Origin of the sequence: Psychromonas sp. (genome assembly GCF_047632955.1) — a bacterium.
In the GTDB taxonomy this organism is placed as follows: Bacteria; Pseudomonadota; Gammaproteobacteria; order Enterobacterales; family Psychromonadaceae; genus Psychromonas.
On record NZ_JBLIED010000037.1, the window covers coordinates 1 to 26,887 of the forward strand.

General features: G+C 43.6%; 29 protein-coding genes. 23 read left to right on the forward strand and 6 right to left on the reverse strand.

Translation table 11 applies throughout. The features are described from left to right. From ACJAZP_RS16140 to flgA, 22 genes are all read left to right on the forward strand, one after another. On the forward strand, nucleotides 1-332 hold a 332-nt coding region (locus tag ACJAZP_RS16140), incomplete at its 5' end, for an OmpA family protein (protein ID WP_415231774.1). Nucleotides 333-535: 203 nt separating this feature from the next. Beyond that, nucleotides 536-889: a flagellar basal body rod protein FlgB gene (gene flgB / locus ACJAZP_RS16145; RefSeq protein WP_415231775.1), complete on the forward strand. Its 354-nt coding sequence runs from the start codon at nucleotides 536-538 to the stop codon at nucleotides 887-889. 2 nt (nucleotides 890-891) lie between these two features. Beyond that, nucleotides 892-1,320, forward strand: coding sequence for a flagellar basal body rod protein FlgC (flgC, locus tag ACJAZP_RS16150; protein ID WP_415231776.1), 429 nt, complete (start codon nucleotides 892-894; stop codon nucleotides 1,318-1,320). 1 nt (nucleotide 1,321) lies between these two features. Continuing rightward, entirely contained in the window at nucleotides 1,322-2,014 is a 693-nt protein-coding gene (gene flgD, locus ACJAZP_RS16155) for a flagellar hook assembly protein FlgD (protein WP_415231777.1), read from the forward strand. A 157-nt stretch (nucleotides 2,015-2,171) separates the two neighbouring features. Further along, complete coding sequence (flgE, locus tag ACJAZP_RS16160) at nucleotides 2,172-3,413, forward strand: flagellar hook protein FlgE (protein WP_415231778.1); 1,242 nt, start codon at nucleotides 2,172-2,174, stop codon at nucleotides 3,411-3,413. 10 nt (nucleotides 3,414-3,423) lie between these two features. Further along, entirely contained in the window at nucleotides 3,424-4,155 is a 732-nt protein-coding gene (locus ACJAZP_RS16165; RefSeq protein WP_415231779.1) for a flagellar basal body rod protein FlgF, read from the forward strand. Nucleotides 4,156-4,159: 4 nt separating this feature from the next. Continuing rightward, nucleotides 4,160-4,945 (forward strand): flagellar basal-body rod protein FlgG, encoded by a 786-nt coding sequence (flgG, locus tag ACJAZP_RS16170; protein ID WP_415231780.1) that lies wholly within the window; start codon nucleotides 4,160-4,162, stop codon nucleotides 4,943-4,945. A gap of 26 nt (nucleotides 4,946-4,971) precedes the next feature. After that, nucleotides 4,972-5,643 (forward strand): flagellar basal body L-ring protein FlgH, encoded by a 672-nt coding sequence (gene flgH, locus ACJAZP_RS16175; RefSeq protein WP_415231781.1) that lies wholly within the window; start codon nucleotides 4,972-4,974, stop codon nucleotides 5,641-5,643. Between the two features lie 10 nt (nucleotides 5,644-5,653). Continuing rightward, nucleotides 5,654-6,760, forward strand: coding sequence for a flagellar basal body P-ring protein FlgI (locus tag ACJAZP_RS16180; RefSeq protein WP_415231782.1), 1,107 nt, complete (start codon nucleotides 5,654-5,656; stop codon nucleotides 6,758-6,760). 11 nt (nucleotides 6,761-6,771) lie between these two features. Then, nucleotides 6,772-7,176, forward strand: coding sequence for a rod-binding protein (locus ACJAZP_RS16185; RefSeq protein ID WP_415231783.1), 405 nt, complete (start codon nucleotides 6,772-6,774; stop codon nucleotides 7,174-7,176). Then, nucleotides 7,173-8,525, forward strand: a complete 1,353-nt coding sequence (flgK, locus tag ACJAZP_RS16190) for a flagellar hook-associated protein FlgK (protein WP_415231784.1) — start codon at nucleotides 7,173-7,175, stop codon at nucleotides 8,523-8,525. The genes ACJAZP_RS16185 and flgK overlap by 4 nt, the downstream gene beginning before the upstream one ends. A gap of 40 nt (nucleotides 8,526-8,565) precedes the next feature. After that, complete coding sequence (gene flgL, locus ACJAZP_RS16195) at nucleotides 8,566-9,459, forward strand: flagellar hook-associated protein FlgL (RefSeq protein WP_415231785.1); 894 nt, start codon at nucleotides 8,566-8,568, stop codon at nucleotides 9,457-9,459. A gap of 8 nt (nucleotides 9,460-9,467) precedes the next feature. After that, nucleotides 9,468-10,358: an OmpA family protein gene (locus ACJAZP_RS16200; protein ID WP_415231786.1), complete on the forward strand. Its 891-nt coding sequence runs from the start codon at nucleotides 9,468-9,470 to the stop codon at nucleotides 10,356-10,358. A gap of 49 nt (nucleotides 10,359-10,407) precedes the next feature. Continuing rightward, on the forward strand, nucleotides 10,408-10,731 hold the full coding sequence (gene fliE / locus ACJAZP_RS16205) for a flagellar hook-basal body complex protein FliE (RefSeq protein ID WP_415231787.1): 324 nt from the start codon (nucleotides 10,408-10,410) through the stop codon (nucleotides 10,729-10,731). A gap of 12 nt (nucleotides 10,732-10,743) precedes the next feature. After that, a complete protein-coding gene (gene fliF / locus ACJAZP_RS16210) occupies nucleotides 10,744-12,492 on the forward strand; it encodes a flagellar basal-body MS-ring/collar protein FliF (protein ID WP_415231788.1) in 1,749 nt (582 codons plus the stop codon). 9 nt (nucleotides 12,493-12,501) lie between these two features. Then, a complete protein-coding gene (locus tag ACJAZP_RS16215; protein ID WP_415231789.1) occupies nucleotides 12,502-13,554 on the forward strand; it encodes a flagellar motor switch protein FliG in 1,053 nt (350 codons plus the stop codon). A 3-nt stretch (nucleotides 13,555-13,557) separates the two neighbouring features. Further along, the gene (locus tag ACJAZP_RS16220) at nucleotides 13,558-14,235 is read left to right on the forward strand and encodes a FliH/SctL family protein (protein WP_415231790.1); all 678 of its coding nucleotides are present in this window, start codon (nucleotides 13,558-13,560) and stop codon (nucleotides 14,233-14,235) included. Continuing rightward, nucleotides 14,235-15,545 (forward strand): FliI/YscN family ATPase, encoded by a 1,311-nt coding sequence (locus ACJAZP_RS16225; RefSeq protein WP_415231791.1) that lies wholly within the window; start codon nucleotides 14,235-14,237, stop codon nucleotides 15,543-15,545. The genes ACJAZP_RS16220 and ACJAZP_RS16225 overlap by 1 nt, the downstream gene beginning before the upstream one ends. Before the next feature lie 3 nt (nucleotides 15,546-15,548). Beyond that, on the forward strand, nucleotides 15,549-16,556 hold the full coding sequence (gene parM, locus ACJAZP_RS16230) for a plasmid segregation protein ParM domain-containing protein (RefSeq protein WP_415231792.1): 1,008 nt from the start codon (nucleotides 15,549-15,551) through the stop codon (nucleotides 16,554-16,556). Continuing rightward, nucleotides 16,556-17,065 (forward strand): hypothetical protein, encoded by a 510-nt coding sequence (locus tag ACJAZP_RS16235; RefSeq protein ID WP_415231793.1) that lies wholly within the window; start codon nucleotides 16,556-16,558, stop codon nucleotides 17,063-17,065. Before parM ends, ACJAZP_RS16235 begins: the two co-directional genes overlap by 1 nt. Nucleotides 17,066-17,108: 43 nt before the next feature. Next, nucleotides 17,109-18,140, forward strand: a complete 1,032-nt coding sequence (locus tag ACJAZP_RS16240; RefSeq protein WP_415231794.1) for a hypothetical protein — start codon at nucleotides 17,109-17,111, stop codon at nucleotides 18,138-18,140. Continuing rightward, on the forward strand, nucleotides 18,137-18,841 hold the full coding sequence (gene flgA, locus ACJAZP_RS16245; protein ID WP_415231795.1) for a flagellar basal body P-ring formation chaperone FlgA: 705 nt from the start codon (nucleotides 18,137-18,139) through the stop codon (nucleotides 18,839-18,841). The genes ACJAZP_RS16240 and flgA overlap by 4 nt, the downstream gene beginning before the upstream one ends. Before the next feature lie 122 nt (nucleotides 18,842-18,963). Here the strand turns inward: flgA and ACJAZP_RS16250 are convergent, their stop codons facing one another. Continuing rightward, complete coding sequence (locus ACJAZP_RS16250) at nucleotides 18,964-19,986, reverse strand: DUF2860 domain-containing protein (RefSeq protein WP_415231796.1); 1,023 nt, start codon at nucleotides 19,984-19,986, stop codon at nucleotides 18,964-18,966. 290 nt (nucleotides 19,987-20,276) lie between these two features. Between ACJAZP_RS16250 and ACJAZP_RS16255 the strand changes: the two genes are divergently transcribed. Further along, nucleotides 20,277-20,801 carry a lipocalin family protein gene (locus tag ACJAZP_RS16255; protein ID WP_415231797.1) on the forward strand — a complete coding sequence of 175 codons (525 nt, stop codon included), beginning with the start codon at nucleotides 20,277-20,279 and terminating at the stop codon, nucleotides 20,799-20,801. A 112-nt stretch (nucleotides 20,802-20,913) separates the two neighbouring features. On the opposite strand, the gene fbp is transcribed toward ACJAZP_RS16255, so the two are convergent. The 5 genes from fbp to fruB form a co-directional block, all read right to left on the reverse strand. After that, nucleotides 20,914-21,927 carry a class 1 fructose-bisphosphatase gene (gene fbp, locus ACJAZP_RS16260; protein WP_415231798.1) on the reverse strand — a complete coding sequence of 338 codons (1,014 nt, stop codon included), beginning with the start codon at nucleotides 21,925-21,927 and terminating at the stop codon, nucleotides 20,914-20,916. Nucleotides 21,928-22,044: 117 nt separating this feature from the next. Continuing rightward, on the reverse strand, nucleotides 22,045-22,506 hold the full coding sequence (locus ACJAZP_RS16265) for an RpiB/LacA/LacB family sugar-phosphate isomerase (RefSeq protein WP_415231799.1): 462 nt from the start codon (nucleotides 22,504-22,506) through the stop codon (nucleotides 22,045-22,047). Nucleotides 22,507-22,637: 131 nt separating this feature from the next. After that, a complete protein-coding gene (fruA, locus tag ACJAZP_RS16270) occupies nucleotides 22,638-24,380 on the reverse strand; it encodes a PTS fructose transporter subunit IIBC (protein ID WP_415231800.1) in 1,743 nt (580 codons plus the stop codon). 145 nt (nucleotides 24,381-24,525) lie between these two features. Next, a complete protein-coding gene (pfkB, locus tag ACJAZP_RS16275; RefSeq protein WP_415231801.1) occupies nucleotides 24,526-25,470 on the reverse strand; it encodes a 1-phosphofructokinase in 945 nt (314 codons plus the stop codon). Then, nucleotides 25,467-26,588, reverse strand: coding sequence for a fused PTS fructose transporter subunit IIA/HPr protein (gene fruB, locus ACJAZP_RS16280; RefSeq protein WP_415231802.1), 1,122 nt, complete (start codon nucleotides 26,586-26,588; stop codon nucleotides 25,467-25,469). Before fruB ends, pfkB begins: the two co-directional genes overlap by 4 nt. Nucleotides 26,589-26,887: the final 299 nt, after the last annotated feature.

Genomic DNA, 26,887 nt, shown 5'->3' on the forward strand with positions numbered 1-26,887 from the left:
CCTATAACAGATCGGAAATCAGCAATTGGGATCTCTCTGCACAACGTGCCAACAGTGCGCTCCGTACCATGGAGGCGGGAGGACTAAAAGAAGCCAATATTACTCAGGTGATCGGGATGGCTGATACTAAACCAATAGATAAAGTTGATAAGTTAAACAGTATTAACCGGCGAGTGGAGGTGATTGTCCTGGCCCGCCATGCGATCGACAAGATGAATGATACTTATGGCGGCACTAACGAGCTGTATGACAAACTGCTTGCTAAAAAAAGTAAAGTGGCAAAATTAGCGATGAAAAATAAGCCTGTTACGAGAATGAATTTTGTTAACTGAGAGAAAACTGCTGATTTTATAGAGAAGTGATCTATGTCACATGATTATTCCAGTCAAAATATTATTATGCCGATATATTGTTTTAAGTCAAATTCCTCCCCCCATTAGCTTTACTTGCCTGTATCTATTTGATTTTTTGTATATATAATCACACGATGTATCTGAAGTGTCATTTTTGTAATACTGTATAAGGAAATAGCAAGTTGGCCATTCAACTAGATAAGGCTTTGGGTCTTCATACTCAAATGCTGCAGTTTCGTTCGGAACGAACTCAGATCCTTGCAAACAATCTTGCAAATTCCGATACCCCTAATTATAAAGCGCAAGATCTAACCTTCTCTGCGACATTCGATAAACTCAATGCACGGGATACGCAGCTCAACTTGTCCAAGGAAACGCTTTTCAGGGTACCTTTTCAGCGCTCTGAAAATGGTAATACCGTTGAGATCGGTATTGAACAAGCCAAATTTGCTGAAAACACCATGAATTATCAGACCAGTCTGACTTTTTTGAAGATGAAGATTACAGGTTTAAAATCTGCCATAGAAGGAAGATAGGCATGTCATTTCAGCAAATATTTTTAACCGCGGGCTCAGCAATGACGGCTCAGACGGTGAGATTAAATACCATCTCCAGTAATTTAGCCAATGCGGATTCGGTCTCCGGCAATAAAGAGGACGTCTTTAAACCGTTAAAACCCATTTTTGCGACACTTTACAATAATATTAACAATGGCTCTGCTGATACTATCCAGTCTGCACAGGTGGTGGTCGCCGATGTAGTTGCGACTGAGTCTCTGACCCAAAAACGCCATGAACCTGGAAACCCACTGGCAAATGCCGAGGGTTATGTTTTTTATTCGGGAATTGATGTGGTTGGTGAAATGGCCGATATGATGTCTGCGAGCCGCAGTTTTGAAATGAATGTGGAAGTGCTGAGCAATGCCAAGTCGATGCAGCAGTCATTAATCAGCGTGCTGGAGGTTTAACATGGCGTTACCAAGTTACAGCGCATTAGGCGCAGATGTTCCCATTACGCAGATGGAATCACAGACTCAGGCCGTTGTCGCTAACCCCAATGATAGCAGTGCTTTGAAAAATGAATTTCTGACTTTAATGGTAGCGCAAATTCAGAATCAGGATCCGTTAGATCCGGCCGATGGCACTGAGTATGTTGGCCAACTGGCACAATTTTCCCAGGTTGAAAGTGCTGAAAACATGGTTTCTTTAATGCAGAATAACGCGGTGATGATGGATAACCTGCAGGTACTGACAACGGCTTCGCTGGTCGGTCAGGATGTCATGGTCAAAAGCAGTAACTTCAGTATTGACGGCGAACCAGAACAAAATATATCCGGGCAGGTGGCTTTAACAAGCCCTTCATCACAGGTGAATTTATTAATTAGCGATCAATTCGGTCAGACTAAAAAAATAGCGCTTGGCCCGCAAGCTGCAGGTCAAGTTGATTTTAAATTGGATACAGATGCTCTGGAGCTTCCTCGGGGCGGCTACAGCATTGCAGTCGAGCTGAGTAACGGTCAACAGTATCAACCGCAGATATTAATGAATGGAAAAATCGAATCGATTAATATTCCCTCTACTGGGGGCACTTCAATGGTTTCTCTGCGCGGCTTGGGCAGCGTGCCGTTTTACGATATCAGTCAATTTGGCGGAGCCAGTTGACAAATATACCTAAATCACTTGAAAGGGAATAACCATTCCCATTATTTTCCGCCTTGTTCTAGGATTCGGGCGAAGCTTCGAATCTTCAAGTAGTTGGCTATATAACTACATCACTACCAAATCAAAATTAAATTAACTGTATTCTAAGGGATTATAGATGAGTTTAAATATTGCAATCAGTGGCTTAAATGCCACCAATCAACAATTAGATACAATTTCAAATAATATCGCGAATGTTTCGACCACTGGTTTTAAGGAATCGCGAACCGAGTTTGCCTCTATTTATAGCGGCGGTCAGGCGGGTGGTGTGGAAGTATCGGGTATTACCCAGAATTTTGACAGCAATGGTTCGCTTGAAGGCACCGGGCGAGCGCTGGATCTGGCGATCAGCGGTAATGGTTTTTTTTCAACCGTTGACAGCAAAGGCGAGCAGGTTTATACCCGTTCAGGATCATTTTCCACCGATAAAGACAACGTTATTATTTCCAGCGCAGGTAATAAACTGCAGGGTTACACCGTTGATGCGAATGCCAATCTGCAGCAGGGTAATATCGGCGATCTCGCTATCTCGAACGCTTCATTATCAGCAAAAGAGACAGACAGTATTGGGTTTACTGCTAATTTTGACGCCAGAGCAGAAATAATAGATACCACAACTAAACTTTTTGCTTCTGACGATCCAACCTCTTTCACTTCATCTTATACTACCCAGGTATTTGATTCTTTGGGTAAGTCCCATACAGTTTCACAATATTTTATTAATACCGGTTCGAATCAGTGGGATGTGAAAGTGGTTGCCGACGGCGGCGATGTCACACCAGGTGCAATAGCCGTACCTGCCACGTCTACCACAGCTGCCATACCCGCCACCACGCCGGTTGTTAACTTTACCAGCGAAGGCGTACTGGCTACGACTCCAGCAATATCGGTAGAAATACCTGCCTTGGGTGCAAACTTAATGTCCGTCGAGATTGATCTGACCGGCTCGACGCAATACGGAGCAGATTTTGGTGTCAGTACCAATAACCCCAATGGTTATTCTTCGGGTGAACTAACCGGTATACGTATTGAAGATAACGGTATGATTTATGGGCAGTTCACCAATGGGCAAAGTCAGCTGCAGGGGCAGTTGATACTAGCGGATTTCCCCAATCCGACCGCACTGACCCAGAGCAACAATACCTCCTGGATGCAGAGTTTTGCGTCGGGCACTCCCGTCACAGGTGTTCCCGGCAGCGGTGTGTTAGGCGAATTAACATCGAGTAGCCTGGAAAGCTCCAATGTTGATCTGACCGGTGAGCTGGTCAGCCTGATGACGGCACAGCGTAATTATCAGGCTAATACAAAAATTATTTCAACCTCTGATCAGCTGACCCAAGTCTTATTTAATGCGGTGTAAAGGATAGCCAATGAACCCTATTTTATTCACTGCCGCGGCGAGTGCCAGTAAAGTCATGCTCTCGCAACATGTCAGAGCAAACAATATGGCGCAGGCCAATACCGTTGGTTTTAAGTCAGTAATGGAAAGAACCGAGCCGGTTTATCGCAGCGGTGATGGTTTTCTCACCAGCGTCACCAGCCGCAGTAATTCCACCGCGATTGATTTTACTAATGGTGAGCTCTCACAAACCGGCCGACCTTTGGATGTTGCGATCAACGGCGATGGTTTTTTTGCTGTTCGTGGTCAAGATGGTGAAGAAAACTATACCCGTGCGGGGAATATCAAAGCGTCATCGACCGGGGAATTAAGTATCAATCATCATGCCCTGCTGGGCGTCGATGGTCAGCCGCTAGTCCTGCCTGAGAATCAAAGCCTGACCATCAGTAACCAGGGTATTATTACTGTGGTGGCTAATGGCGGAGGCGCAGGGATTGAGGTCGGGCAGATTAAACTGGTTAATCCGGATACTAAAAACCTGTCGTTAAACACCTCGGGAACCTTCAGCAGCTCGGCACCGCTGGCGGCTTCCCCCGATGTGGTGATTGCCTCGGAGTATCTGGAAAGCTCTAATGTATCGGCAATTTCAGAAATGATAGGTGTGATGACGGCCACCCGTCAGTATGAGATGCAGGTGAAAATGATGAAAGCTGCGGATCAACTGATATCTACCGGTAATAAATTAATCTCGGCAAGAGGATAAGGGCATGAACAGTACTTTATGGATAAGTAAAACCGGAATGGCTGCTCAAGATGCGAAAATGACGGCTATTTCAAACAATTTAGCGAATATTAATACGGTCGGATTTAAGCGCGACCGAGTGGTCTTTGAAGATTTATTTTATTCAATTCAAAAACAGCCCGGCGCATCGGTTGACGGTGAAAATAGACTGCCAACGGGCGTGCAGCTCGGTAACGGTGTACGCGTGGTCGGAACGCAAAAAGTATATACCCAGGGCAGCATTCAAAATACTAATCAAGAACTCGATTTAGCCATTCTCGGGGATGGATTTTTTCAGATTGAAAACTCCGACGGTGCAATTATGTTTTCCCGAAACGGACAGTTTCATCTTAACGCCGAAGGGCAATTTGTTAATACTCAGGGGTTGCCGTTATTACCTGAGGTAAACGTGCCTCAAAATGCAACCAGCGTCAGTGTCAGCATCGACGGGAAAGTCAGCGCAGTTATCGCGGGACAAACTGAACTTGAAGAAATTGGTGAAATTACTCTGGTCACCTTTATGAATCCATCGGGATTGCTGGCCAAGGGCGGGAACTTATTTACCGAAACCGAAGCCAGTGGCGCTGCCAATGAACTGACTGCCGGACTTGACGGTGCGGGGATCATCAAACAGGGCGCATTGGAGGGCTCAAATGTGCAGGTGGTTGAAGAGATGGTCGATATGATTGCAACCCAGCGTGCCTATGAAATGAGTACGAAAATGGTCTCGGCCGCAGATGAAATGTTAAAATACATCGCGCAAGCAACTTAACGATGAGGCGCAGTAGAGGGACTTTTATGTACTATAAATCAGCTTTTTTGCTGTTTTTATCATTATTAAGCAGTGCATGTGCAGTACGCTCTGAATTTGTGCCGCCTTCTCCGGATGCTGCTGCGTTTGCGCCGCCAGTACTTGATTACTCGTTACCTGAAACCAGACACGGCAGTTTGTTCAGAGATAATCAGTCATTTTCACTTTTTACCGATATACGCGCCTATCAAGTCGGCGATATTCTGATGGTATACCTCGATGAGGAAACCTCGTCGGAGAAGGATGCTAATACAAATTTTGACAAAAACAGCAGTGCTGAAATAAGTGCGCCTGTTTTTGGTAGCGGCACGCTGGATCATTATTCGGCAAATATTGCCGGAGAACGTGACTTTGATGGTTCAGCCTCGAGCTCCCAAGGTAACAAATTAAGCGGCACAATCACGGTAACGGTTTATGAAGTTTTGCCCAACGGGGTGTTACGTATTCGCGGAGAAAAATGGATCACCTTAAATCAGGGGGATGAATTTATTCGTTTGACCGGCAACGTCCGGGTTGAGGATGTTGATAGTGATAACGCTATTGCTTCACAGCGGATTGCCGATGCAAGAATTACCTATTCGGGGAAAGGTGCATTGGCAGACAGCAATGCAGCGGGCTGGTTCATGCAGTTATTGACATCACCCTGGATACCGTTTTAAAGGAGGATTAATGGGAAAAATGATAAGAACGATTGTTTATGTCGGGTTGGTTTTCCTGATCAACACCAGTACCGCCGATGATTTGATGAATCTGGTTGATATTCAAGGCATTCGTTCCAATGAACTTGCCGGTTATGGTTTGGTGGTTGGTTTAGATGGTACGGGGGATAAAAGTCAGGTTAAATTTACCAGTCAATCTGTGACTAATATGATCAAACAGTTTGGGGTACAGCTTGACAGTGGGGTTAAGCCAAAATTGAAAAACGTTGCGGCAGTATCGGTGACGGCAACGGTGACCGCAATGCTAGGTGAAGGTCAGAAAATAGATATTGTTGTTTCCAGTTTAGGGGATGCTAAAAGTTTACGTGGCGGAACTTTAATTTTAACCCCGCTGCACGGCATGGATGGCGAGGTCTATGCAATTGCACAGGGCAGCGTGATCGTTGGCGGTTTAGGCGCTCAGGGTGCGGACGGCGGCAGTGTCACGATTAATACGCCAACTACCGGGCGTATTCCTAACGGTGCAACGCTGGAACGTGAAATTCCGAATACCTTTAATGATAATCAGTTTATCACCCTTAATTTGCGTAAACCGAATTTTACCACGGCAAAAAATATTGCGCGCAGTATCAATGCGCTTTTTGGACCTAGCGTTGCTCAGGCGATGACCTTTGCAAGCGTACAAGTGTCGGCGCCGATGAATCGAGGGCAGCGTGTGACCTTTATGTCGATGCTTGAAGATATGGATGTTGAACAGGGCAAGGGTAAAGCGCGGGTTATTTTTAACTCCCGTACCGGTACCGTGGTTATCAGCCAGTCGGTGAAAATATCCCAGGTGGCGGTTTCACATGGTGGTCTCACTATTACCATTCAGGAAGATCCGTACGCCAGTCAACCTAATGTATTAGCACGTAAAGGCAATACCGAAGTGATCCAAGATTCAAGCATTGATGTGCAGCAAGAGAACCCTCAGATGCTGGTTTGGCCGGAGGGGGTTGATTTACAGACCATAGTTAACGCGGTTAACAGTGTCGGTGCATCACCCGATGATTTAATGCAGATATTACAAGCATTAGACGTTGCGGGCGCATTAAATGCAGAATTATTGGTTATATAGAGGATAAATTTATGGTTCAGGCAGTAGGTAGTCCAACAACATCACTTTATAACGACACCAAAATGATTAACAGTATTAAGCATCAAAGTGATCCGGAGGCCGGATTGAAAATGGCTGCCAAACAATTTGAAGCTATGCTCTACCAGCAAATTCTTAAAAATATGCGCGCCGCTTCGGATTTGATCAATAGCGAAGACAGCCCATTATCCACTAAAGGTGACGGAGTGATGCGTGATATGTACGATGGTCAGTTGGCGATGCAGATGGCACAAGGAGGACCGGGATCAATCTCGGAAATGCTGGTCAAGCAATTATCCGGTGCCGGCGGCGCGACCGTTAATCACCTTGCACTTAACAATGAAATGGCTTTTAAACAGTTAAATAATGCAGATTCAGACAATCGGGGATCGAAATGAGTATATATAATATCGCCCTGTCGGGGGCAAGCACTAACCGTACATCTTTAAATGTTACCGCGCAAAATATAGCCAATGCAAATACTTTGGGTCATTCCCGGCAGCAGGCGCTGCAAAGCAGTGTTGTTAACTCTAATGAAGTAGGGGCTGGTGTCGAGGTATCAAGTATTCGCCGAGTAGCGGATCAATTTATTATTTCTCAGCTGCGCAGCAGCAATACCGAAGTTGGCAGCAGCAACTATAGTGCGGAAAGCCTTAGCCAGCTGGAGCAGATTGTCGGTTCCGACGGATTTAACCTTTCAGCTGGAATGGATCAGTTTTTTGGCAGTATCAGTGAAGCGAGCATCGCGCCGGAATCCTCTGAATATCGTCAGCAGGTACTATCCGATGCGCAGGCACTTGCCCAGCGTTTTAACGGCTTGAACCAGACGCTGACCAATCAGAATGCGCAGTTAGCGAACGATAGAGAGAATAACGTTTCTATGGTCAATGGACTGCTTGATAATCTTGCTCAGAGCAGCAAAGCGATTATGAAGGTTTACAATGTCGGCGGGAATACTGCCACCCTTGAAGATGAACGGGATAATATGCTCAATGAATTATCGCAGCTGATGAAAGTTAATGTAAGCAAAGAAGAGAATGGTGAATTGCAGCTGTCAATGAACAATGGGCAGCCACTGCTGATTAATGATAAAGCGGCGCAGTTATCAACAACGCCATTACCTTCCGACCCTTATCAGGCGGATATCAAGGTCACTTTTAACGGTACCGATTTCAAATTCTCAGGGGATCTCGGCGGAGAGTTGGGCGCCATCGAAACTGCACAGAAAAAAGATTTGGCAGCGGTTCAGAGTACGGTTAACGACATGGCTGAAACTTTTGCCGAGAAAGTGAATGAAAGCTTGGCGGGAGGCACGGATCTTAAGGGAGAAGACGGCAAGCCTCTTTTTTCCTACGATTCGGCCGGCAGTTTGAAAATGAACCCACTGTCGACGGATCAATTGGCATTTTCAGCTGATGGTAAGCCCGGTAACGGAGAAATATTGGCAGAACTGCTGGCTATTTCAAAAACCGATTATGCTATCGCGGGGGCCGGTAATGTCAACCTTTCCGAGGCCTTTAGCCTAAGCGTCGGAAAAGTTGCCATTGCCAGCCGGCAGGCGCAGACAAATTTAGATTCTAGTACTGCGCTGCTTGATCAGGTGCAGGCATCAAGAGACAATTTAAGCGGAGTGAACAGTGATGAAGAAGCGGCTAATTTAATGATCTATACAAATGCTTATGAAGCAAATATGAAAGTTATCAGCACTGCTAATCAGATGTTTAACAGCATTCTTAATGCGTTTTAACTAAGATTTTTAACGAAGATTTCTAACTAAGAGTTTTAATATGCGAATATCAGATTCACAGTTTACCAATACTATGCTGACCGGCATGGCTAAAAGCAATACAGAGCTGAGTACATTATTACAGCAGATGTATACGGGTGAAAAAATCACCAAACCCTCAGATGACCCCATTGCCACTATCAAACTGATGGGCTTAGAGAAAACCCAAGCGGAAATCGGCCAATATAAAACCAACAGCGAAAGTGTAAAAAGTGGCTACCAGCTTTATGAAACACGTATCGACAGCGTTGTCGAAGGCCTGCAGTCTACCAATGAATTGCTGCTTTGGGGGCTTAACGGCACCATGAGTCAAGAGGATCGCTCGGGTATTGTTATCGAACTTGAGTCACTTCGTGAATCTATGGTGAGCACCTTTAATGCTAAAAACAGTCAAGGTTCGTATATGTTTTCCGGTACGGCAACGGATCAAAAACCTTATACCCTGAAGACGGATGGCACTGTGATACCTAATACTGAGGTTAATGATAGTACTCGGGAAACGGCCATTGGTGACGGTCTTGCTATGCAGAACAACATGACTCTGGAAGATGTTGACGCCAATGACATATTCGAGATGTTGAATACGGCTATCAAAGAATTGAGTGAACCCACTCCCGATCTAAGCGCGCTGCGGGGAGCGCATGATAAGAGCCTTGCTTCACTTTATACCGCTTCTTCCGCTCAGGCTTATGCCGGCAGTCAAATTAATAATATCGACCGTATGATTGGAACACACACTGACACCGAGCTGTTTGCCGCAAAACTTACCGATCAGCTTAACGCCTTGAGTTACGACGAAGCGAGCCTTAAATTGGATAATTTTGTGAGTGCATTGGAAGCAACCCAGAAAACATTTGCGCAGATAAGTTCGTTATCGCTGTTTAACCAGCTATGAGTTGTACCATGAAACTGTTTTTTACCCTTTTACTTGTATTTTCAGGAGGGCTTGTCGCCACCCCGATTCATTATCAAGGAGAAATGGATAATACAATCTGGAAAACTGAGCTGCAGTTTGATCGCTGTGAAATTTATACGGAAATTGCAGATCGGGGTTTTAAAATATCTTTTATTGCACAGCCGGGTAAGAGTTTAAGTCTGAAGGTTTACTCGCGAATCCACTCTGCTGCCGCGATAGAAGAGTCATTTGCCGAGGTCATTAATGCCCCCTGGTATGAGCAGCAAGCTGCTCCGCAGGAGCAGATTAGGGCTGACAGTATCGGCGAGCATAGCATTAATTTTCGCCACGGAGTGGAGGAAATTTTTCAATATATGCTGGCCGGTAGTTGGTTACAATTTTATTCAATGTCGAATTCAGAGGTTGTGTATATTGTCTCTCTGCCGACTACTTTATGGCAGAAAGAGACAGTTGCTTTTAATCGCTGTGCAAATGCACTACCCGCCATTAATTATGAAGCGATAAGTCATCTTTCTTTTAATTATATTATAAATCAATATAAGCTGAATAAAAAACAGACTGAAGATTTAACCAAGCTCAGCGATTACATCAATAAAGATTCAAGTGTCATAAAAATACTGATCGACGGACATTCGGATGATGAGGGAAGTTCAGCCCAGAACCTCAGGTTATCAAAATTACGGGCGGATGAAATTGCGCAGATATTAATTAATAAAGCGGTAAATCCTGATTTAATTGAAATGCGCGGACATGGTGGACGTTACCCGATAGCAAGTAATGATAGTGCCGAGGGGCGGAAAAAAAATAGGCGTGTGACTGTCCGTTTGGTTAAGGTTAATGCACAAACAACAGCAACAAAAAAACATAAATCAGACTGAGCAATCAGCGCGAATTAAAATAATATATTAAACAGTAAAAGGAATGCGCGTGAATATTTCAGCGACTAGCTTGCAAAATGCAGATTATCTGCAAAAAATATCGGACATCAAGAGCTCGCCCATCAAGGCAAATGATTTCGCTGCGGATCCAAAAGTAGATTTTAGTAAAACTCTTATCTCAGTGCTTAATAGTGTTAATGATCAGCAGGTATCTGCAACCAGTAAGATTGATGCGGTTGAGTTAGGTAAAAGTGATGATATGATCGGCGCAGTCATTGCCGCTCAAAAAGCAAGTCTCTCCTTTAGTGCTTTGATTCAGGTTCGAAATAAACTGCTATCAAGTTTTGATGAAGTTATGAAGATGTCAGTTTAATAAGGTTATCTAATGGAAAACTCAATGCCCGCCCGTCAAAATACAGTACAGGGCAATTTACCCGGTAAGAGCCATACCTCCACTGGCCGATTTACATCTAGAAAAACAGATAAGAAAGTTGCCGATGATGACATTTTTTCGTCATTAACCGGCTGGGAAAAAATTGTTTACTTGTTAAAAAATTCACGCAAGAATTTTGCCGTTATTACGATTTTTTTAACGGCTCTGGTGACCATACTGGTTATTTTGTTATGGACATCTTCAAGTAATTACCGGCCCCTTTACGGTAGTCAGGAACCCTATAATAACAGTGATATTCTGGCGGCATTAGAAACTGAAAATATTAAATATCAAATGCAGCCCGATACCGGCCTGATTTTAGTCGAAGATGGCCGGGTTGCGGAGATCAGAATGTTGCTGGCGTCAAAGGGTGTAAAAGCCACGCTTCCGGAAGGCTTAAGTGTGCTTGGAGAGCAATCTGCATTAGGTACCAGTCAGTTTATTGAGAATGCGCGCTACAATCTCGGCCTTGAGGGAGAATTGGCGAAAACCATTATGTCACTCAATGCGATTAATAACGCTCGCGTGCATTTAGCCATTCCTAAGGAAAATTTATTTGTTGGCCGGGGTAAAAATATTGCCACCGCAGCGGTTATGCTGGATGTGAAGTCCGGTGATAAGCTCAATGTTGTACAGATAACGTCAATAATAAATCTGGTCGCCGGCAGTGTGAATAACCTCAGTCCGGAATCTGTTTCGGTTACCGATCAGTCTGGCCGTTTGCTCAGTGATGATGTCAATGATGGCGAATATGCATTAGCGTCGTCTAAACAGATAGACTATAAAGAGAGCATTGAACAGCAGATAAAGAAACAGGCAAAATCCATGCTAATCCCGATTCTCGGGGCGAATAACTTCCGTATTGAAAGTGCTGCGGATATCGATTTTTCAAAACGCGAGGAAACCAGGGAAACCTTTGATGCCACGCCAGTTCTGTTGAGTGAAGTGAATATTCAGAATAACGACCAGTCCGATATTGCCATTGGTATTCCCGGATCATTAAGCAGCACACCTCCGGTGGTTGACGGGCAGGATAATGCGCCAAATAACAGCAAGCAGAAAACGCACAGTGAATCAAATCGAAAGTATGCCGTCGGCAGCTCAGTTACCCATACGGAATATCAGCAGGGTAAGCTTAATCATATTTCCTTATCCGTGGTTATTAATGAAGATATCGCCCCGACCGGTGAGTGGACGACCGCTGAATTGTCAAAAATAGACGCGATGATCTCTAGCGCGGTAGGTCTTGATCTGAGCAGGGGTGACAGCATTAACGTTACTAGTTTTACATTTTCACCTATTCAGGTGACCAATCCGATCGCGGCTGCCTGGTATGAAGAAACAAGGTGGCAATCGTTACTGAAAATCATTGTCAGCGCATTGGTCGCAATGATGCTGATTTTTGTGGTATTAAGACCGCTGATTAAACATATTACCGTTAATAATTCAGTGAAGGACGCAGAGCAATTGCCGGAAGAGCAGAATACCGTTGAACAAAGTACGCAGGATAAAGAAAAAGAATTTGCGCTGCGTTTATCAGAATACGGTATCGGTGATTCTAGCAGTGATCATGATTTAGCTATGCAGATGCTGCCAAGTCCGAATTCACCGCTTAATGTGCAAATTCAGCACCTGCAGCTTATCTCTAAAGAACACCCGCATCGCGTCAGTGAAATATTAAAAAATTGGGTTAATGCATAAAGGTTTATGATGGAAAGCAAAGACGATACAAAAATAGATACTGGTTCAACTGATGCTTCTGATGAGCTAGTTGCCCTTTCGAAGGTAGAGCAGGCGGCGTTATTGCTCCTTGGAATGGGGGAAGAGGTTGCCGCGGGTGTATTAAGAAATTTCAGCCGAGACGAAGTGCAGAAAGTGGCGAAGGTGATGTCTACCTTATCCGATATTAAAACAGCACAGGCAAAAGATGTCATTGAAGATTTTTTTAATGACTTTAAGCAGCATTCGGGTATTCAGGGCGCGTCAAAAAACTTTATTGATAATATGCTCAATAGTGCCTTAGATGGCAATATAGCAAAGGGGCTGGTTGCTGATCTTTACGGTGATGAAATCAAAAATAAAATACAGAAACTGCAATGGATTTCAGCTGAAATTCTAATGAAAAGTATCGTTAATGAGCACGCCAGAATGCAAAGTGTGTTCCTGGCCTATTTACCTGCGGAAACAAGTTCTGAAATACTGGCGTTATTTTCTGAAGAAGTTCGTATTGATCTGCTCTACCGAATTACCCAGATTGAGGATTTAGATCAGAATGTCGCAGATGATTTATTAGAGCTGATTGAGCGTTGTGCGACAGAATATACCGATAATAAAACCGGTTCATTACAAGGCATTAAGCAGGTGGCAGATATCATTAACAACTATGGTGGTGATAAAGCAGCCATCATGCATTCATTAAAAGGAATTAATAACCAGGTGGTTAACCAAATTGAACGTGATATGTTTGACTTCTCCATCATCAGTAATCAAAGCGAACAGACACTTGAGATTATCCATCAGAATATCGCACCTGACTTATGGGCCGTTGCACTTAAAGGAGCGGCGCCTGAATTCAAGCAGGAGATCATAAAAAGCTTACCTAAACGTATTGCTGCCGATCTTGAAAGTCAGATCAAAGAACTCGGTGGCGTGCCTGTCAGCGTTGTGAAGAACGCTCAAGCAGACATTATGGATACCTTGAGAGAGCTTAATGACAGCGGTGAAATAGAGCTTCTTTTATATAGCGAAAGTGTCGTTGAGTAATACATGGGCGATATAATACGCAGGGTCGACTCAAGAGAATTTATTGCTTATGTATTCCCCCGTCTGGACAGTGCAACCTTTAAAGCTGACCCGGATTTGACTGCCGCATCGACGGTTAATGCGGTTTATTCGCAGGAAATGATCGATAAGGTTTTTCAAGATGCGTTTGCCAACGGCAAGCATGCAGGTTATGAAACAGGCTTTGAGCAGGGAAAGAAAGAGGGCTACGGTGCGGGATTATTACAGGGCGTAAAAGAGGGAGCCGAAGAAAGTAAAAAAGAGATCGATATTACTTTATCTGCCCTGAACAGCGCCGTGATAGAGTCGCAAGCGATTACGGCTACCCTGAAAGAGGATGTTAAAAAGGCATCGATCGCCATGATCACTGAAATAACACAAAAAGTGATTAATAAAGAACTCGCACTTAATCCGGAGATAATAGTTCATTGGATTGAAGACAGTATTGCCTCGCTGCCGGAACAACCCACTAGCGTATCGATTGCATTAAACGATCAGGATTACCAGCGTATTGTTAATTTGGGGCCACTACCCGATACTAACTGGAAACTAAAATCCAATCACTTAATTAAGCCTGGCTGCTGCGAAGTGAATACTAACCTGGTTGATATTAAAATGAATGCACAGGAAAAAATGCAGGCCATGATAGAGCAGATTAGCTGATGAACCTATTTTCTAGCAGCACTATAACGGATGTGCCGATTGCGACCCTGACGGGCAAGGTTATTAATGCCAATAATCAGCTGATTGTGGGTGAAGGCTGCCGATTTCGTCTGAATCAGGATTGTATTATTGAAACGGATGTTGAAAATATAAAAGTTAAAGTGATTGGTATCAAACGTGCTAAAGCCTTCTTAATGCCCTATAACCCGTTTTCGACTATTTATGTCGGTTCAAAAATTATCCCGCTACAAAAGATGGATAATTATCACATTGATAACTCCTGGTTGGGGCGTATCTTAAATGCCCGCGGCGAAGCGATCGATGACCTGCCATCTCCTCAGGGGATTGATACTATTACCCTGCGCAGCGCTGCGGCTGTTAATATCTTAAAAAAGAAACCTATCAGCGAGCCTTTTGATGTAGGCATAAAATCGATCAATGGTTTATTAACGCTTGCTAAAGGGCAACGAGTCGGCTTGGTTGCCGGCAGTGGTGTTGGTAAGTCGGTCCTGATGGGAATGATCACTAAATACTCCGAAGCCGATGTGGTTGTGGTTGGGCTGATCGGCGAAAGAAACCGCGAAGTCAGAGAGTTTATTGAAAAAAATATTGGCCCCGAAGGTTTAAAAAAATCCGTGGTGATTGCGGCGCCGGCGGATCAATCACCTCTGATGCGTATTCAGGCTACCGAATTATGCCATTCTGTGGCGGAGTATTATCGGGATAAAGGCTCGAATGTATTACTGCTGGTGGACTCGTTAACACGTTACGCCATGGCGCAGCGTGAAGTTGCAATTTCCCTGGGAGAGCTGCCAGCCATTAAAGGTTATCCACCTTCGGTTTTTTCATTTATTCCACCGTTATTAGAGCGCTCCGGAAACGGTAATGAAAATGCGGGTACCATGACTGCTATTTACACTATTTTATCCGAAGGGGATGAAGACTATGACCCGGTTGTTGATACTGCAAAAGCGATTCTGGACGGGCATATCGTATTATCCAAGGAGCTCGCCCAGCGGGGACAGTTTCCGGCGGTGGATATCGAAAAATCCATAAGCCGTTGTATGGATGCAGTGGTGAGCGAGCCTCACCTGCAAATATCCCGCCAGTGTAAACGCCTTTACAGCATGTATAACAAGGCCAAGGATTTGATTTCATTGGGAGGTTACCAGCAGGGTAATGATCCTGAACTTGATGAAGCGATCCAAAAGAATTCTGCGATAGAAAAATTACTGATGCAAAATACAACTCAATATGTCAACTTCGAAGAAAGTTGCCAACAATTAGCTCATATTTTTAAGGAAAAGTAAAAAATGCTTACTATTTCAGTCGATGACGGAAGTACAAATGTAAAGGTATCCTGGTTTGACGGTACCAAAATAAAGACAATTATCAGTCCGAATTCATTCCGTAAAGGTTGGAAAAGTGCAGCCCTGCGCGCCGATAAAGTTATTTCTAACTATTTAATCGGTGAAACAAAATACACCTATGATATTACCTCTGATAAAGCCTTGGAGACCACCCATATTGACTATCAGTATTCAGATCTTAATTTATTGTCATTGCATCACGCTTTATTAACAACCGGCCTTAAACCGCAGACGATTAAGATTGTCGCAACACTGCCTATTACGGCTTATTATAATGCCGATGACTGCCAGAAAAATGAAGCGAATATCCAGCGCAAAAAAGATAATCTGATGCGTACTCTGGTACTCAATAAAGGTGAGGTTTTTAAGATCGAGTCCGTAGAGGTGATGCCTGAAAGTGTGCCTGCTGTGCTCTCCACGTTGCTGGAATCTAATATCAATGAATTCAGTCGATCTTTAGTCATTGATATAGGTGGCACAACGGTTGATAGCGCCGTGATCGTTGGTAAGTTTGATGAAATTTCCAGTATTTACGGCAACACTGAAATTGGCGTCGGACTGGTGACTAATACCGCCAGACAGGCTCTGGCAGGTGCGGACAGCGATGCATCCTATCTGGTGGCCAACGAACTGATCAAAAACCGTCACGATCGTGAATTTGTCGAAGAAGTGATTAACGACGTGAGCAAAGTTGATCAGGTTTTGAAGAAAATAGAAGATCGGATCGACGAACTTGGGCAGACCGTGGCCGAAGAAATGAAAAAATTCTGCAAAAACCCAAATCGTGTTTATATCGTCGGCGGGGGAGCGCCCCTTGTCTATGACGCGGTAAAAGCGGCCTATTCTGTACTTGGCGATCGGGTCACTATTCTTGATAATGCGCAGACTGCACTAGCTAAAGAAAACATGCTTTATGCCTTAAGTGATGCCGACGGGGAAAGTGCAGCATAATGGCGACAGTTAGATTTCAGTTCCAGTTTGACGCTAAAAATAGCAATGAAAAAGCGGCGCTAATAGAGCTTCAGGGCTGGAAGGCTTTGTTTGATGACGGGCAGATTGAACTCTGCCTGTCCAAGCAGAAAGAAACGCTTTTAGCGGGGCTTTATCTGCAAAAAACAATGCCTGGGCTGGTTGAAAAACTGGCGCAAAACTTATCATCGGCAGGTCTTGATGAATTAGATTATTTTTATAAAGCTAACGCTTCGGCATCGCGTATTGATATCATCAGTGAACAGCAGAAAGAGGTTCTTGCTGCACTGCAGAGGCTGCAGGAAAGTCTGGACAGTAAAATGGCCGGTGTCATTCCTCCTAATACCGCTATTGCAGCCCCCGATGCGGTTCAAGATTCAGTTGTACAGGTTGAAGCTGAATCTTTCGAGCCTGCGCCGGAGGCGACGGAAATTCTCTCGGCGGCTAAGTTAAAATTAGTCCGTGAGATTAAGGCTAAAAAAATATTTTAAACAATCAAGCTGTTGATCTTAATCGGCATGACGGATAGTACTTATGGTAACCACCTCCAGAATAGATAGTTCTGTATCTTCCCTTGGGCAAAACAGTCCGACAGCGGTTAAAAGCCCAAGCTTATTAACCGGTATTGCCAGCACTCGCCTCAAACCCGTTAGTGAGACGAATAACATCAGCGGGTTATTATCAAAAAATATCGGTGCCTCTCTCGCGTTATCGGATTCTCATATTGAACTGGCGTCAATTGATACTGCCAGACAGGGGATAAAAAAGATTGCGGGCAGCCTGATCGAAATGAAAAAAATCGTTGAACCAAATGTGGCGCAGGGTATTTCTGAACTGCAGCCGGAGCACGTTGCAAAAATCAGATTGGAACAACGAAAAATAAGTGCGGCAATGGATGCGCAATTTTCCGGTAAACGGGTCTTAGATTCAAATCTAAGCGAGCAGATAAACAAAGAAAATCAAATTCAATTCAAGATAGAAGGCTTAGATCTGAATCGTTCCCGTTGGGATAACGAGCTGGTAACGCTTAAGATTGATGGAAAAATCAGCCTGCTGATGTTTGAAGCCGCAAAGACCGATGATGAGCTGCTTAATCAATTCAATAAAGCCTTGGCCTTTGCCGATGTCAGCGTAAAAAATGATCAGAAAAATGAACTCATTTTATCAATGGGCGACGCTCAATGGCGTCAATCGAGTAAAGTGACCACAGTGACCGGACAAGGGCATCGGTTTCCCAGCGGGCAGGCTATTCCGACTAATATAACGGCTGTTAATGATGATATAGCCACATTAACCAAATCACCCCTGCCCATTGACGAGCATACCTTGTCAACTATCACCGGGCTAATTAATAGCGCTAAGGGCAGTTACCAGACGCTCAATCAATTAAAAAAATCAGAGGTTGAATCCGGGGCAGCTCATTTGCAGCAGTTTGAAACTGAACCGACGCCATTTGAGCCAAAAGTTAATACCATAATGAGCGAACAGAAATGGGCAGCAGCATTTAATCTCAGACAAAATCATGCAACTATCTCGCGTAAAACTGTCGTTGACCTGCTCAAGTGAGGCTGATTTTTATTCTCTTTTTAGGGTTTTTTGCGAGTTATTCTTCGGCCTTGGCCGTTGATCTGGTCAAGGATCTTGTAAAAAAACAGATCCACACAGACAGCGCCGAGTTTGCCCGGGAAATGCACTGGCAGGAATACCGTTACAGCAGTAAGCTGCGTATTCCGCGATCCTTGAAAACACTTGAGAAGTGCTTATCGCCTGTCCTTGTTCAGAGGGCTACCCGTAATGCGATTAACCGTGTCAGATATAAAGTCACCTGTAATAATACCGTTAACCGGCAAAAATGGTCGAGCAATATTACCGCCAATATCCGTTATTATGTGCCGGTTGCTACTTCTGTTTCATCATTATCCCGCGGGCATTCCCTGCAGCCCGAGGATATCGTCTTTAGTGAACAGAAAATCAGAGACAATGATTATTATTTCAATATCGAGAGCCTTACCGGGAGAAAGATCAAACGAAATTTACGTGCCGGCACCGTCATCCAAAATAGGGATATCATCAAAGAATATGCGGTATTACGGAAAGCCGAGGTGAGTATCGTCATCAAGCAGGATTCTCTCACTCTGAGTACCGTTGGTATTGCTCTTAAATCAGGTGAGACCGGGGAGTCAATCAAAGTTGAAAATAAACGTTCCGGTAATATTATTACCACCACCGTGATAGGCAAAAATAAAGTGGAGGTTGAGGTCTACTAACAGCCTTTGGTGATTGATTTATAGCGTTATTATAATTGTAAGGATTCGCCATTCACCAAGACTGTGCGGTCATTACTCGGCCACACAGCATGCTGAATCTGAAAATAAAAAGTCGCTTCAGGCTAAAATTTATAGCTTAAACCGGTCGACATAAATAAACCCTTGCTATCGTAAAAGTTGATATCAGAGTTCTCTTTTTTGTAACCTGCCAGTATATTAAAACTTAATGGTTGCCAATTAAGCGCCTGAGCATAGCTGTAAACCGAAAAAACAGCAGCAGTGACGGTATTCTGTTTTTCACTAAAGACCGGGTTGTCGACGGCAAACTTTTTGATGCCGGTATTGAAGGTGGTTATTAAACTGTGCCTGCCTTTAAAAACCAGCAAACCTAACTGCGCTCCATATTGATCGAAGTTGTGTGCTTCACCATCGGCAGATCTTCTGGTGTATTGCAGTGCGGGTTTAAAAAATACGCCCGGTGCAATTGGAAACATAGTTTCTATTTCAATGCGTTGATAGAAGCTATCACGTTGCAGCAGACTCAGTTGGGCAGCATTCAATCCTATACTTTGTCCACTTTGTTCGTTTTCTATCGACGTAATGGCAAAGGCGTATTTAAGGGTAATTGAACTGCCTGCAATACGGGTCAAAGCAACTCGTCCTCCCTGTGTATTTTGCTCTGTTGTCGTGCGTGCACTGCCGATTAAATAGGGATCCTGCCAGGCCTCATTGAAAAACGGCAGTTGTGGAAAATATGCAACAGTCAGTTGGCTGCGGTTATTAAATACATGTTTGATTCCCAGTTCATACTGAAACTCGGCGACAGAAATTTGTTCGCGGCTGTTACCGGCAAATATCTGAGTTTGTAATTCATCAAATGTGTACTGTGCACTGGCTAAGGGAAATACCAAGGTCTTATCAAGTGACTTACCCTGATTGTTGAGATCTTCGTTGAGCGCATTATCATCATCCGTATTTAATTGTGAGCGGCCGGCGCTGTAACCCATATTCATCCCCAGAGTGAACTCCCATCCAGCTTTTTCAGCAAGAGAGCGCGTCGCAGGTGCTGAATTTGCCGCTGCCTCAGTGACTAATAAATTGCTTAGCAAAACGCTTAAGATGACTGTCGGGAATAGTTTGCGCATTAATTTCGTCCTTGAATGAGATAACCTTATGGGGTAAATTTGCCAATATTAACAGCAGGTGCGAAGTAATAAAATCAGCAGCTCGGCAAATAGTTGTATTTGTCTCATGATTTAATATAGTCGAGAGAGTCAATAATACCCGTAATATCTCAATTGTGACGGCAATAAATCTTTTCCGCGGACGATAGGATATTGTTCTATAACAAAGTGACCTTAGCTGTGATCGTATTTTTCTGCTGCAACGTATTATACTGAGTCAGGTTGAGGGTTTACTATCAGGGAAAATAAAGATGCGTATAATTTTGATCACTTTTTTGGCTTTTTTACAGTTTGCCTGTACGGGGATCGCCACGGATATCAGGCCCGTTGAAGGGCTGCAGACGGAGAAATATTTAGGTCTATGGTATGAAATCGCCCGTTTAGACCATTCATTTGAAAGAGGAATGTCCAATGTCAGCGCCGAATACTCAGTGCGAGAAGATGGCGGGATAAAAGTCATAAATAGCGGTTACTTAAGTGAAAATAAACAATGGAAAAGTGCAGAGGGAAAAGCTTATTTTGTCGATAAGCAAAGCAAAGGGCACTTAAAAGTTTCATTTTTTGGTCCCTTTTACGGCTCCTACGTGATTTTTAAACTGGATAAGATAAATTACCAATACGCTTATGTAACCAGCTACAGCAAAGATTATTTATGGTTGCTAGCAAGAACAGCAACAGTCACTGAAGCTGTTAAACAGGATTTTATAAATACCGCCAAAATGAACGGTTTTGCAACTGATCAACTGATTTTTGTTGATCAGCAAAGCATTAAATAATCTTCGCTTAGCGGTGCTGCAAAACGGTGTTGATCAATTGAGAATTAATGGAGTACAACTAAAAAAACCGCTCAATGAGCGGTTTTTGAGGTTGTAACAGGGAAAGCTCTGTTTATTTGTCTTCTGCAGAATATTCTTCCATCATCTCTTCTACTTTGTCCATCAATTTAGGACTGCCGCAGAAAAAGGGAACACGCTGGTGTAACTCGGTTGGTACTATTTCCATAATGCGGCGGTTAAAACCATCGCTTGCTCTGCCGCCAGACTGCTCAATCAGAAATGCCATCGGGTTACATTCGTATAATAATCTCAGTTTTCCTTTTGGCGCAGAAGCGGTAGAAGGGTAGATATAAATACCGCCTTTAAGTAAATTTCTGTGGAAATCAGAAACTAATGACCCAATATAGCGTGATGTATAGGGGCGATTTGTTGGTGGATCAATTTCCTGGCAGTATTTTAGATATTTTTTTACGCCCTGTGGAAACTTCAGGTAGTTACCCTCATTGATAGAATACATTGCACCGTTATCTGGAATTTGCATACTTTCATGTGACAGATAAAAAACACCCAGTGAAGGATCGCAGGTAAAGCCGTGCGTACCATGTCCGGTTGTATAAACTAACATGGTCGACGAACCGTAGATAACATATCCAGCGGCAACCTGTTCAGTCCCCGGTTGTAAGAAGTCTGCCAAGGTAACAGGCTGACCCAGCTCGCTAAGACGGCGATAAATTGAGAAAATGGTACCTACCGAGACATTAACATCAATATTTGAAGATCCATCCAGCGGATCCATCAATACAACGTATTTACTGTTTATACAGCGTTGACTATCAAAGGAAATAAATTCATCTTCTTCCTCGGATGCGACACCACAAACTTCGCCCCGTGCTTCCAATGCCGCTTTAAAAACGTCATTGGCGTATAAATCCATTTTTTGCTGGATTTCACCCTGTACATTTTCCGTACCGGTTGTACCAATAATATCAACTAATCCGGCTTTATTTATTTCTCGGTTAACGACCTTGGTCGCTAATCGAATTGCGCCGAGCAGAGACGATAATTCTCCTGTCGCCTCTGGAAATTCATGCTGCTTATCAATAATGTATTCACCGAGCGTAATCATTCTATATCCCTTTATCCAGATCTATATATCTGCAAAACGTTATCGTGGGTAACAAAATTAACATTATTTACTGCCGATTAATGTTAACTAAGATCAATATTGTGTTTTCAGCTGTAGTTACAATGCTTTTAGGTGTCTGTTTGATATTTCAACGACTTTATCAACACGCCGCTTATATTTTTCTTCACCGCTAAGAAATTCCGTGGTCATCCAGGTTTTGACAATCTCAGCTGCAATAGCCGATCCAATTATTTTGGCGCCAATACAAAGTACATTGGTATTTGAATGGGAACGTGCGAGTTGCGCGCAGAAGGGGTCCTGGCAGACTGCTGCATACAATCCTGAAATTTTATTAGCGATTAACGCACTGCCGTAACCGACGCCATCAATAAAAATACCTCGCTCAGCTTCGCCTGAAGCAACGGCTAAAGCTGCCGGGTAAATATGATCCGATAAATCACAGGCCTCTTCATTATTTGCACCAAAATCTATAATGCTATGTCCGGCATTTTCTAATAATACTTTGACCTCTTCTTTTAAACTAAAAGCAGAGTGATCACAGGCCATTGCAATTTTCATATTATTTACCTTCTGAATGAGTTGCTTAAAAAATGTGCTGTTTTCTTGAAAATAACGATATTTTGCGTTAAAAAAAACCCAGCAACTTGCCGGGTTTGATGAATTAACTAGTTGCTATTTAAAGCGTCCGATTAAGCCGCAACGGCTACTTTACGGTCGCTTTTTTTAAGGAAGGCGTAACTGATACCCGTTACTGCTGTTCCTGCTGCAATCGCCACTAAGTAAAGTAGTACCGGGCTAATCGCACCCGGGATAAGCAGTACGAATAAACCACCGTGTGGAGCGAGTAGTTGCGCACCAAATAACATAGACAGAGCACCCGTTAACGCGCCGCCCGCCATACAACAAGGGATTACGCGTAATGGATCATGTGCGGCAAAGGGGATTGCACCTTCAGAGATAAAACAAAGGCCTAATACGAAAGATGCTTTACCCGCTTCTGCTTCACTAGGGATAAATTTAGATTTTGCTAAGAATGTCGCAAGACCCATGCCTAACGCCGGTACCATACCCGCAGCCATAATTGCAGCCATCGGTGCATAAGTTTGTGATGCCAATAGACCAACACCAAAGGTATAGGCTGTTTTGTTTACTGGACCACCGAGGTCGAAACACATCATTGCGCCAAGTAAAATACCTAACAGAACAGCATTTGCTGAGCCCATGCTGGCAAGGAAGTCAGTAAGTCCGGCCATGATTGCAGCAACCGGCGTACCAACTACGTAGATCATCACTAAACCGGTCACCAAGCTGGCAATGAGGGGAATGATTAAAATAGGTTTTAACGCGGCCATAGAATCTGGAAGCGGAAAGTTGTCAGCAACAAATTTTGCTGTGTAACCCGCCAGGAAACCTGCAATGATACCACCCAGGAAACCAGCTCCCGTTGAACTTGCTAACATACCGCCAATTAAACCGGGTGCAAGACCGGGTCTGTCGGCAATCGAAAAGGCGATAAAACCAGATAATACCGGAATCATAAGCGCAAAGGCGGAAGCACCACCGATAGTCATTAATGCCGCGGCAAGTGTCCCTTCCTCTTTAAAGGCTTCGATACCAAAGACAAAAGACAACGCAATTAATAAACCACCCGCAACAACTACGGGTAACATATGTGAAACACCGGACATAAGATGTTTATAGATAGCAGACGATGCTTTCATTTGCTCGCCGTCAGTGCTTGTCGCTGCACCTGTGTTGTGATAAACCGTTGCATCGGAAAATGCTTTGTTGATCTCCTGTTCGGTTTTTTTAAGGGCTAAACTTGTACTGGTTTTATACAATTTTTTGCCATCAAAGCGGGCTAAATCTACCGTAATATCTGCTGCAATAATAACCACATCAGCGGCGCTGATATCTTCTGTGCTTAACTGGTTTTTTGCGCCGACTGAGCCGCGTGTTTCAACCTTAATTTCGTAACCAAGCTGTTTAGCTTTGTCTTCTAAGGCCGTTGCTGCCATAAAGGTGTGTGCAACACCGGTTGGGCAGGCAGTAATTGCAACAATTTTTTTAGCTGATTGCTTTTCACCTGATTGCATAGTGGTCTTCCTCGTTGTGGTTTGGCTAAGCAGTTGTCCATTGTTAACTGCGTTTTGTAGATAGGTTTTGGTATCTTCGAGGCATTCGGTAATATCAGATTGATACACTTTTTTACCTTGAAAACGGTTAAGATCGACCGTTGTATTTGCAGCTATAATGATGCAGTCGGCTTGATCAATTTGTTGTTGAGTTAAAGGCTCAGCAGGTTTTACGCTAGATTGGCATTCGATTGATGCTTCCCAGTTTAATGCTGAGACTGCTTTTTCAATTAATCCAGCAGCAATAATGCTGTTGGCAATGCCGCTGGGGCATGCTGTGACTATGGCTAATTTCATATTTTTGTCCTCTGAAGCATTTATTTATAAAGTTAATAGCGACGTGATTAAATAATCTCTTTAATCACTTTTGGGTTATTTTTATGTTCTTGTCCACTGAAGCACTTATTTATAAAGTTAATCGCGACGTGATTAAATGCGTTAATTAATCGAGTTTTGTGATTTTTATTTTTTTCTGCAAGGTTTCAACCTGGTCGATGTCTTCAACACCCACGCCTACCTGGCTAACAGCAAGCGCCGCTAATGCTGTCGCAAAACTTAAACTTTGGGATTTATCCCACTGATTTAGCTCACCCCAACAAAGACCTGCTACTAAGGTGTCACCTGCACCAACGGTGCTCACCACCTGCATTTTTTGCGGCGTTGATTTGAGCCAGCCCTTTTGGTTTAACCACAGCACACCGTGCTCGCCCATGGATATAACCACATTTTCACAGCCCTGTTGCTGCAATTGTTGCGCGGCAGCTTTAATCTCACTGGTGTTAGTTAATGACAGATTAAGTAAAGCGCTCAGTTCCTCATCATTTGGTTTAATCAGGTAAGGATGCGCATTAACGCCCGCTGCTAATGCTTTATTGCTGCTATCAAAAAATACTTTTTTGCCGGCTGTGTGCAGTGCTTCAATCCAACCGGCACAATGTTCCGGTGTCACGCCCTGCGGCAGACTTCCGGCAATCACAAAGACATCATGGGTTTTTGAAAGCTTAAATAAAGTTTGCTCAAATTCGGCTAATTCAGATTCTCCGACGATAACGCCCGGGAAGTTGAGATCGCTCACCTGACCGGATTTTTCAACGATTTTGACATTGATGCGCGTATCACCATCAACACGGACAAATTGGTCGGTGATCTGTAACGATCGAAATAACTCTACAAATGAAGCTTGATTATTTTCCCCGAGAAAACCCGTTACAGTGACTTCTGCGCCAAGTTCAGCAAGGACTTTGGCAACATTGATGCCTTTACCTGCCGGGTGCAGACTGCCGGTCTCAATTAAATTCACCGTACCCGTCTGTAATGCCTCCAGTGACCCGGTGAGATCTAAGGCCGGGTTTAGAGTGACAGTAACCACTTTTAGATTTTTACTCATTGGATTGTTTCTCCTAAACCTTTTTCAATTGCTTGACCAATGGCAAGCAGTGCTTGCTCGGCATCTTCACCCTGCGCGGTAACCTGTAACTGGTCTTTAAATTTGACCCCCAAGGTCATCACTTTCATTAAACTTTTGGCATTGACCGTTTTGTCTGGCGTATCAATTCTCGCCAGCTGAATGGTCGCTGTAAATTTTTTCGCAGTATTGACCAGCATCGCACCGGGACGCGCGTGTAAACCATGGGGATTAAGGATAGTGAAAACCTCTTGGCTGCCTTCGAGTATTTCTTTAGTCAGTAAGTTGATAACTTGTTCGGGATTCGCACTGAACAGTTTTTCTACTTGTTGTTTGGCAATCAGGTCAATCAAAAGATCCAGGGTTTTTAAATGCAGTTGATTGTTACTGGCTAGACAAAGCAGGCCTTTGACCGGTTTATTCGAATGTTCTAATGGTAGAGAAGTGCTGACAAAAGACAGGGTTGTTTTATTAACGCCCTGGTTGCTGGCGTTTAACCACAAACCCTGGCCTAAATGAGTTGCTTTGTTAGTCGCGATTGCTTCAGCAAAGGTATCGCCTGCAGCGACCTGATTTTTGATTAAATCTGCTGCAGCGGCGGTCAGTTGTGACATATCCTGCGCTTCAATGTCGAGCTTAATTAGGTCAGTGGTCAGCAACATTTCGGTTTGCACTTTACCGGTTAATAAATCGACGATGGTTTGTGCCGTGCTTGCATTTTGTAACTGTTGTTCAACACCATCAGCAGAAAGTACCTTAGTGAGCATTTTTAAAATTTCTAAATGTTGATCTGACTTTGCCGCGATACCAATCGCTAAATAAACCGTATTATCATCACCCCAATTCACGCCTTTGGGGAAGTGGTGTAAAATTACCCCGGTCTGTTTTATTTGATCACGGGTATCGGTTGTACCGTGTGGGATGGCAATACCATTACCTAAAAAAGTTGTATTTTGTGCTTCACGAGCGAGCATGCCATTAACATACCCGCCTTCTACATAACCCTTGTTAAGCAGGCCGTTAGCGATAGATTTAATGGCATCTTGTTTATTCTCTGCGGTTTGCGCGAGAATAATATCGTGGGTATTAATTGATAGCATGCAGGGCACCTTACTAATGTTAGTTAATGTCGCGTTTATCAACACAGACATTAATGGTTTAAAAAATGTTCGCAAATAAAGCTTAGTCTTCTGTACAATCATGAACAAATCAACGAGATAAGAAGTTCAGTCTTATGTGGACTTTTCAAAGGTCTGTAGCAGCCCTTTTTTCTTTACTTTATTGTTGCTGAAACGATTCAGTTGATATGCTGAACCGTTTCAGCTAGAATTGCAACTGCTTTATGATGCTTTGGGGTTTGGTGATTTTCTATACTGTGATAGAGATCTCGATAATTTTT

Coding starts and splice junctions, on each gene's coding strand:
- flgC (WP_415231776.1), top strand. CDS start 892: ATGTCATTTCAGCAAATATTTTTAACCGCGGGCTCAGCAATGACGGCT.
- flgD (WP_415231777.1), top strand. CDS start 1,322: ATGGCGTTACCAAGTTACAGCGCATTAGGCGCAGATGTTCCCATTACG.
- flgE (WP_415231778.1), top strand. CDS start 2,172: ATGAGTTTAAATATTGCAATCAGTGGCTTAAATGCCACCAATCAACAA.
- ACJAZP_RS16165 (WP_415231779.1), top strand. CDS start 3,424: ATGAACCCTATTTTATTCACTGCCGCGGCGAGTGCCAGTAAAGTCATG.
- flgG (WP_415231780.1), top strand. CDS start 4,160: ATGAACAGTACTTTATGGATAAGTAAAACCGGAATGGCTGCTCAAGAT.
- flgH (WP_415231781.1), top strand. CDS start 4,972: ATGTACTATAAATCAGCTTTTTTGCTGTTTTTATCATTATTAAGCAGT.
- ACJAZP_RS16180 (WP_415231782.1), top strand. CDS start 5,654: ATGGGAAAAATGATAAGAACGATTGTTTATGTCGGGTTGGTTTTCCTG.
- ACJAZP_RS16185 (WP_415231783.1), top strand. CDS start 6,772: ATGGTTCAGGCAGTAGGTAGTCCAACAACATCACTTTATAACGACACC.
- flgK (WP_415231784.1), top strand. CDS start 7,173: ATGAGTATATATAATATCGCCCTGTCGGGGGCAAGCACTAACCGTACA.
- flgL (WP_415231785.1), top strand. CDS start 8,566: ATGCGAATATCAGATTCACAGTTTACCAATACTATGCTGACCGGCATG.
- ACJAZP_RS16200 (WP_415231786.1), top strand. CDS start 9,468: ATGAAACTGTTTTTTACCCTTTTACTTGTATTTTCAGGAGGGCTTGTC.
- fliF (WP_415231788.1), top strand. CDS start 10,744: ATGGAAAACTCAATGCCCGCCCGTCAAAATACAGTACAGGGCAATTTA.
- ACJAZP_RS16215 (WP_415231789.1), top strand. CDS start 12,502: ATGGAAAGCAAAGACGATACAAAAATAGATACTGGTTCAACTGATGCT.
- ACJAZP_RS16220 (WP_415231790.1), top strand. CDS start 13,558: ATGGGCGATATAATACGCAGGGTCGACTCAAGAGAATTTATTGCTTAT.
- ACJAZP_RS16225 (WP_415231791.1), top strand. CDS start 14,235: ATGAACCTATTTTCTAGCAGCACTATAACGGATGTGCCGATTGCGACC.
- parM (WP_415231792.1), top strand. CDS start 15,549: ATGCTTACTATTTCAGTCGATGACGGAAGTACAAATGTAAAGGTATCC.
- ACJAZP_RS16235 (WP_415231793.1), top strand. CDS start 16,556: ATGGCGACAGTTAGATTTCAGTTCCAGTTTGACGCTAAAAATAGCAAT.
- ACJAZP_RS16240 (WP_415231794.1), top strand. CDS start 17,109: ATGGTAACCACCTCCAGAATAGATAGTTCTGTATCTTCCCTTGGGCAA.
- ACJAZP_RS16250 (WP_415231796.1), bottom strand. CDS start 19,986: ATGCGCAAACTATTCCCGACAGTCATCTTAAGCGTTTTGCTAAGCAAT.
- ACJAZP_RS16255 (WP_415231797.1), top strand. CDS start 20,277: ATGCGTATAATTTTGATCACTTTTTTGGCTTTTTTACAGTTTGCCTGT.
- fbp (WP_415231798.1), bottom strand. CDS start 21,927: ATGATTACGCTCGGTGAATACATTATTGATAAGCAGCATGAATTTCCA.
- ACJAZP_RS16265 (WP_415231799.1), bottom strand. CDS start 22,506: ATGAAAATTGCAATGGCCTGTGATCACTCTGCTTTTAGTTTAAAAGAA.
- fruA (WP_415231800.1), bottom strand. CDS start 24,380: ATGAAATTAGCCATAGTCACAGCATGCCCCAGCGGCATTGCCAACAGC.
- pfkB (WP_415231801.1), bottom strand. CDS start 25,470: ATGAGTAAAAATCTAAAAGTGGTTACTGTCACTCTAAACCCGGCCTTA.
- fruB (WP_415231802.1), bottom strand. CDS start 26,588: ATGCTATCAATTAATACCCACGATATTATTCTCGCGCAAACCGCAGAG.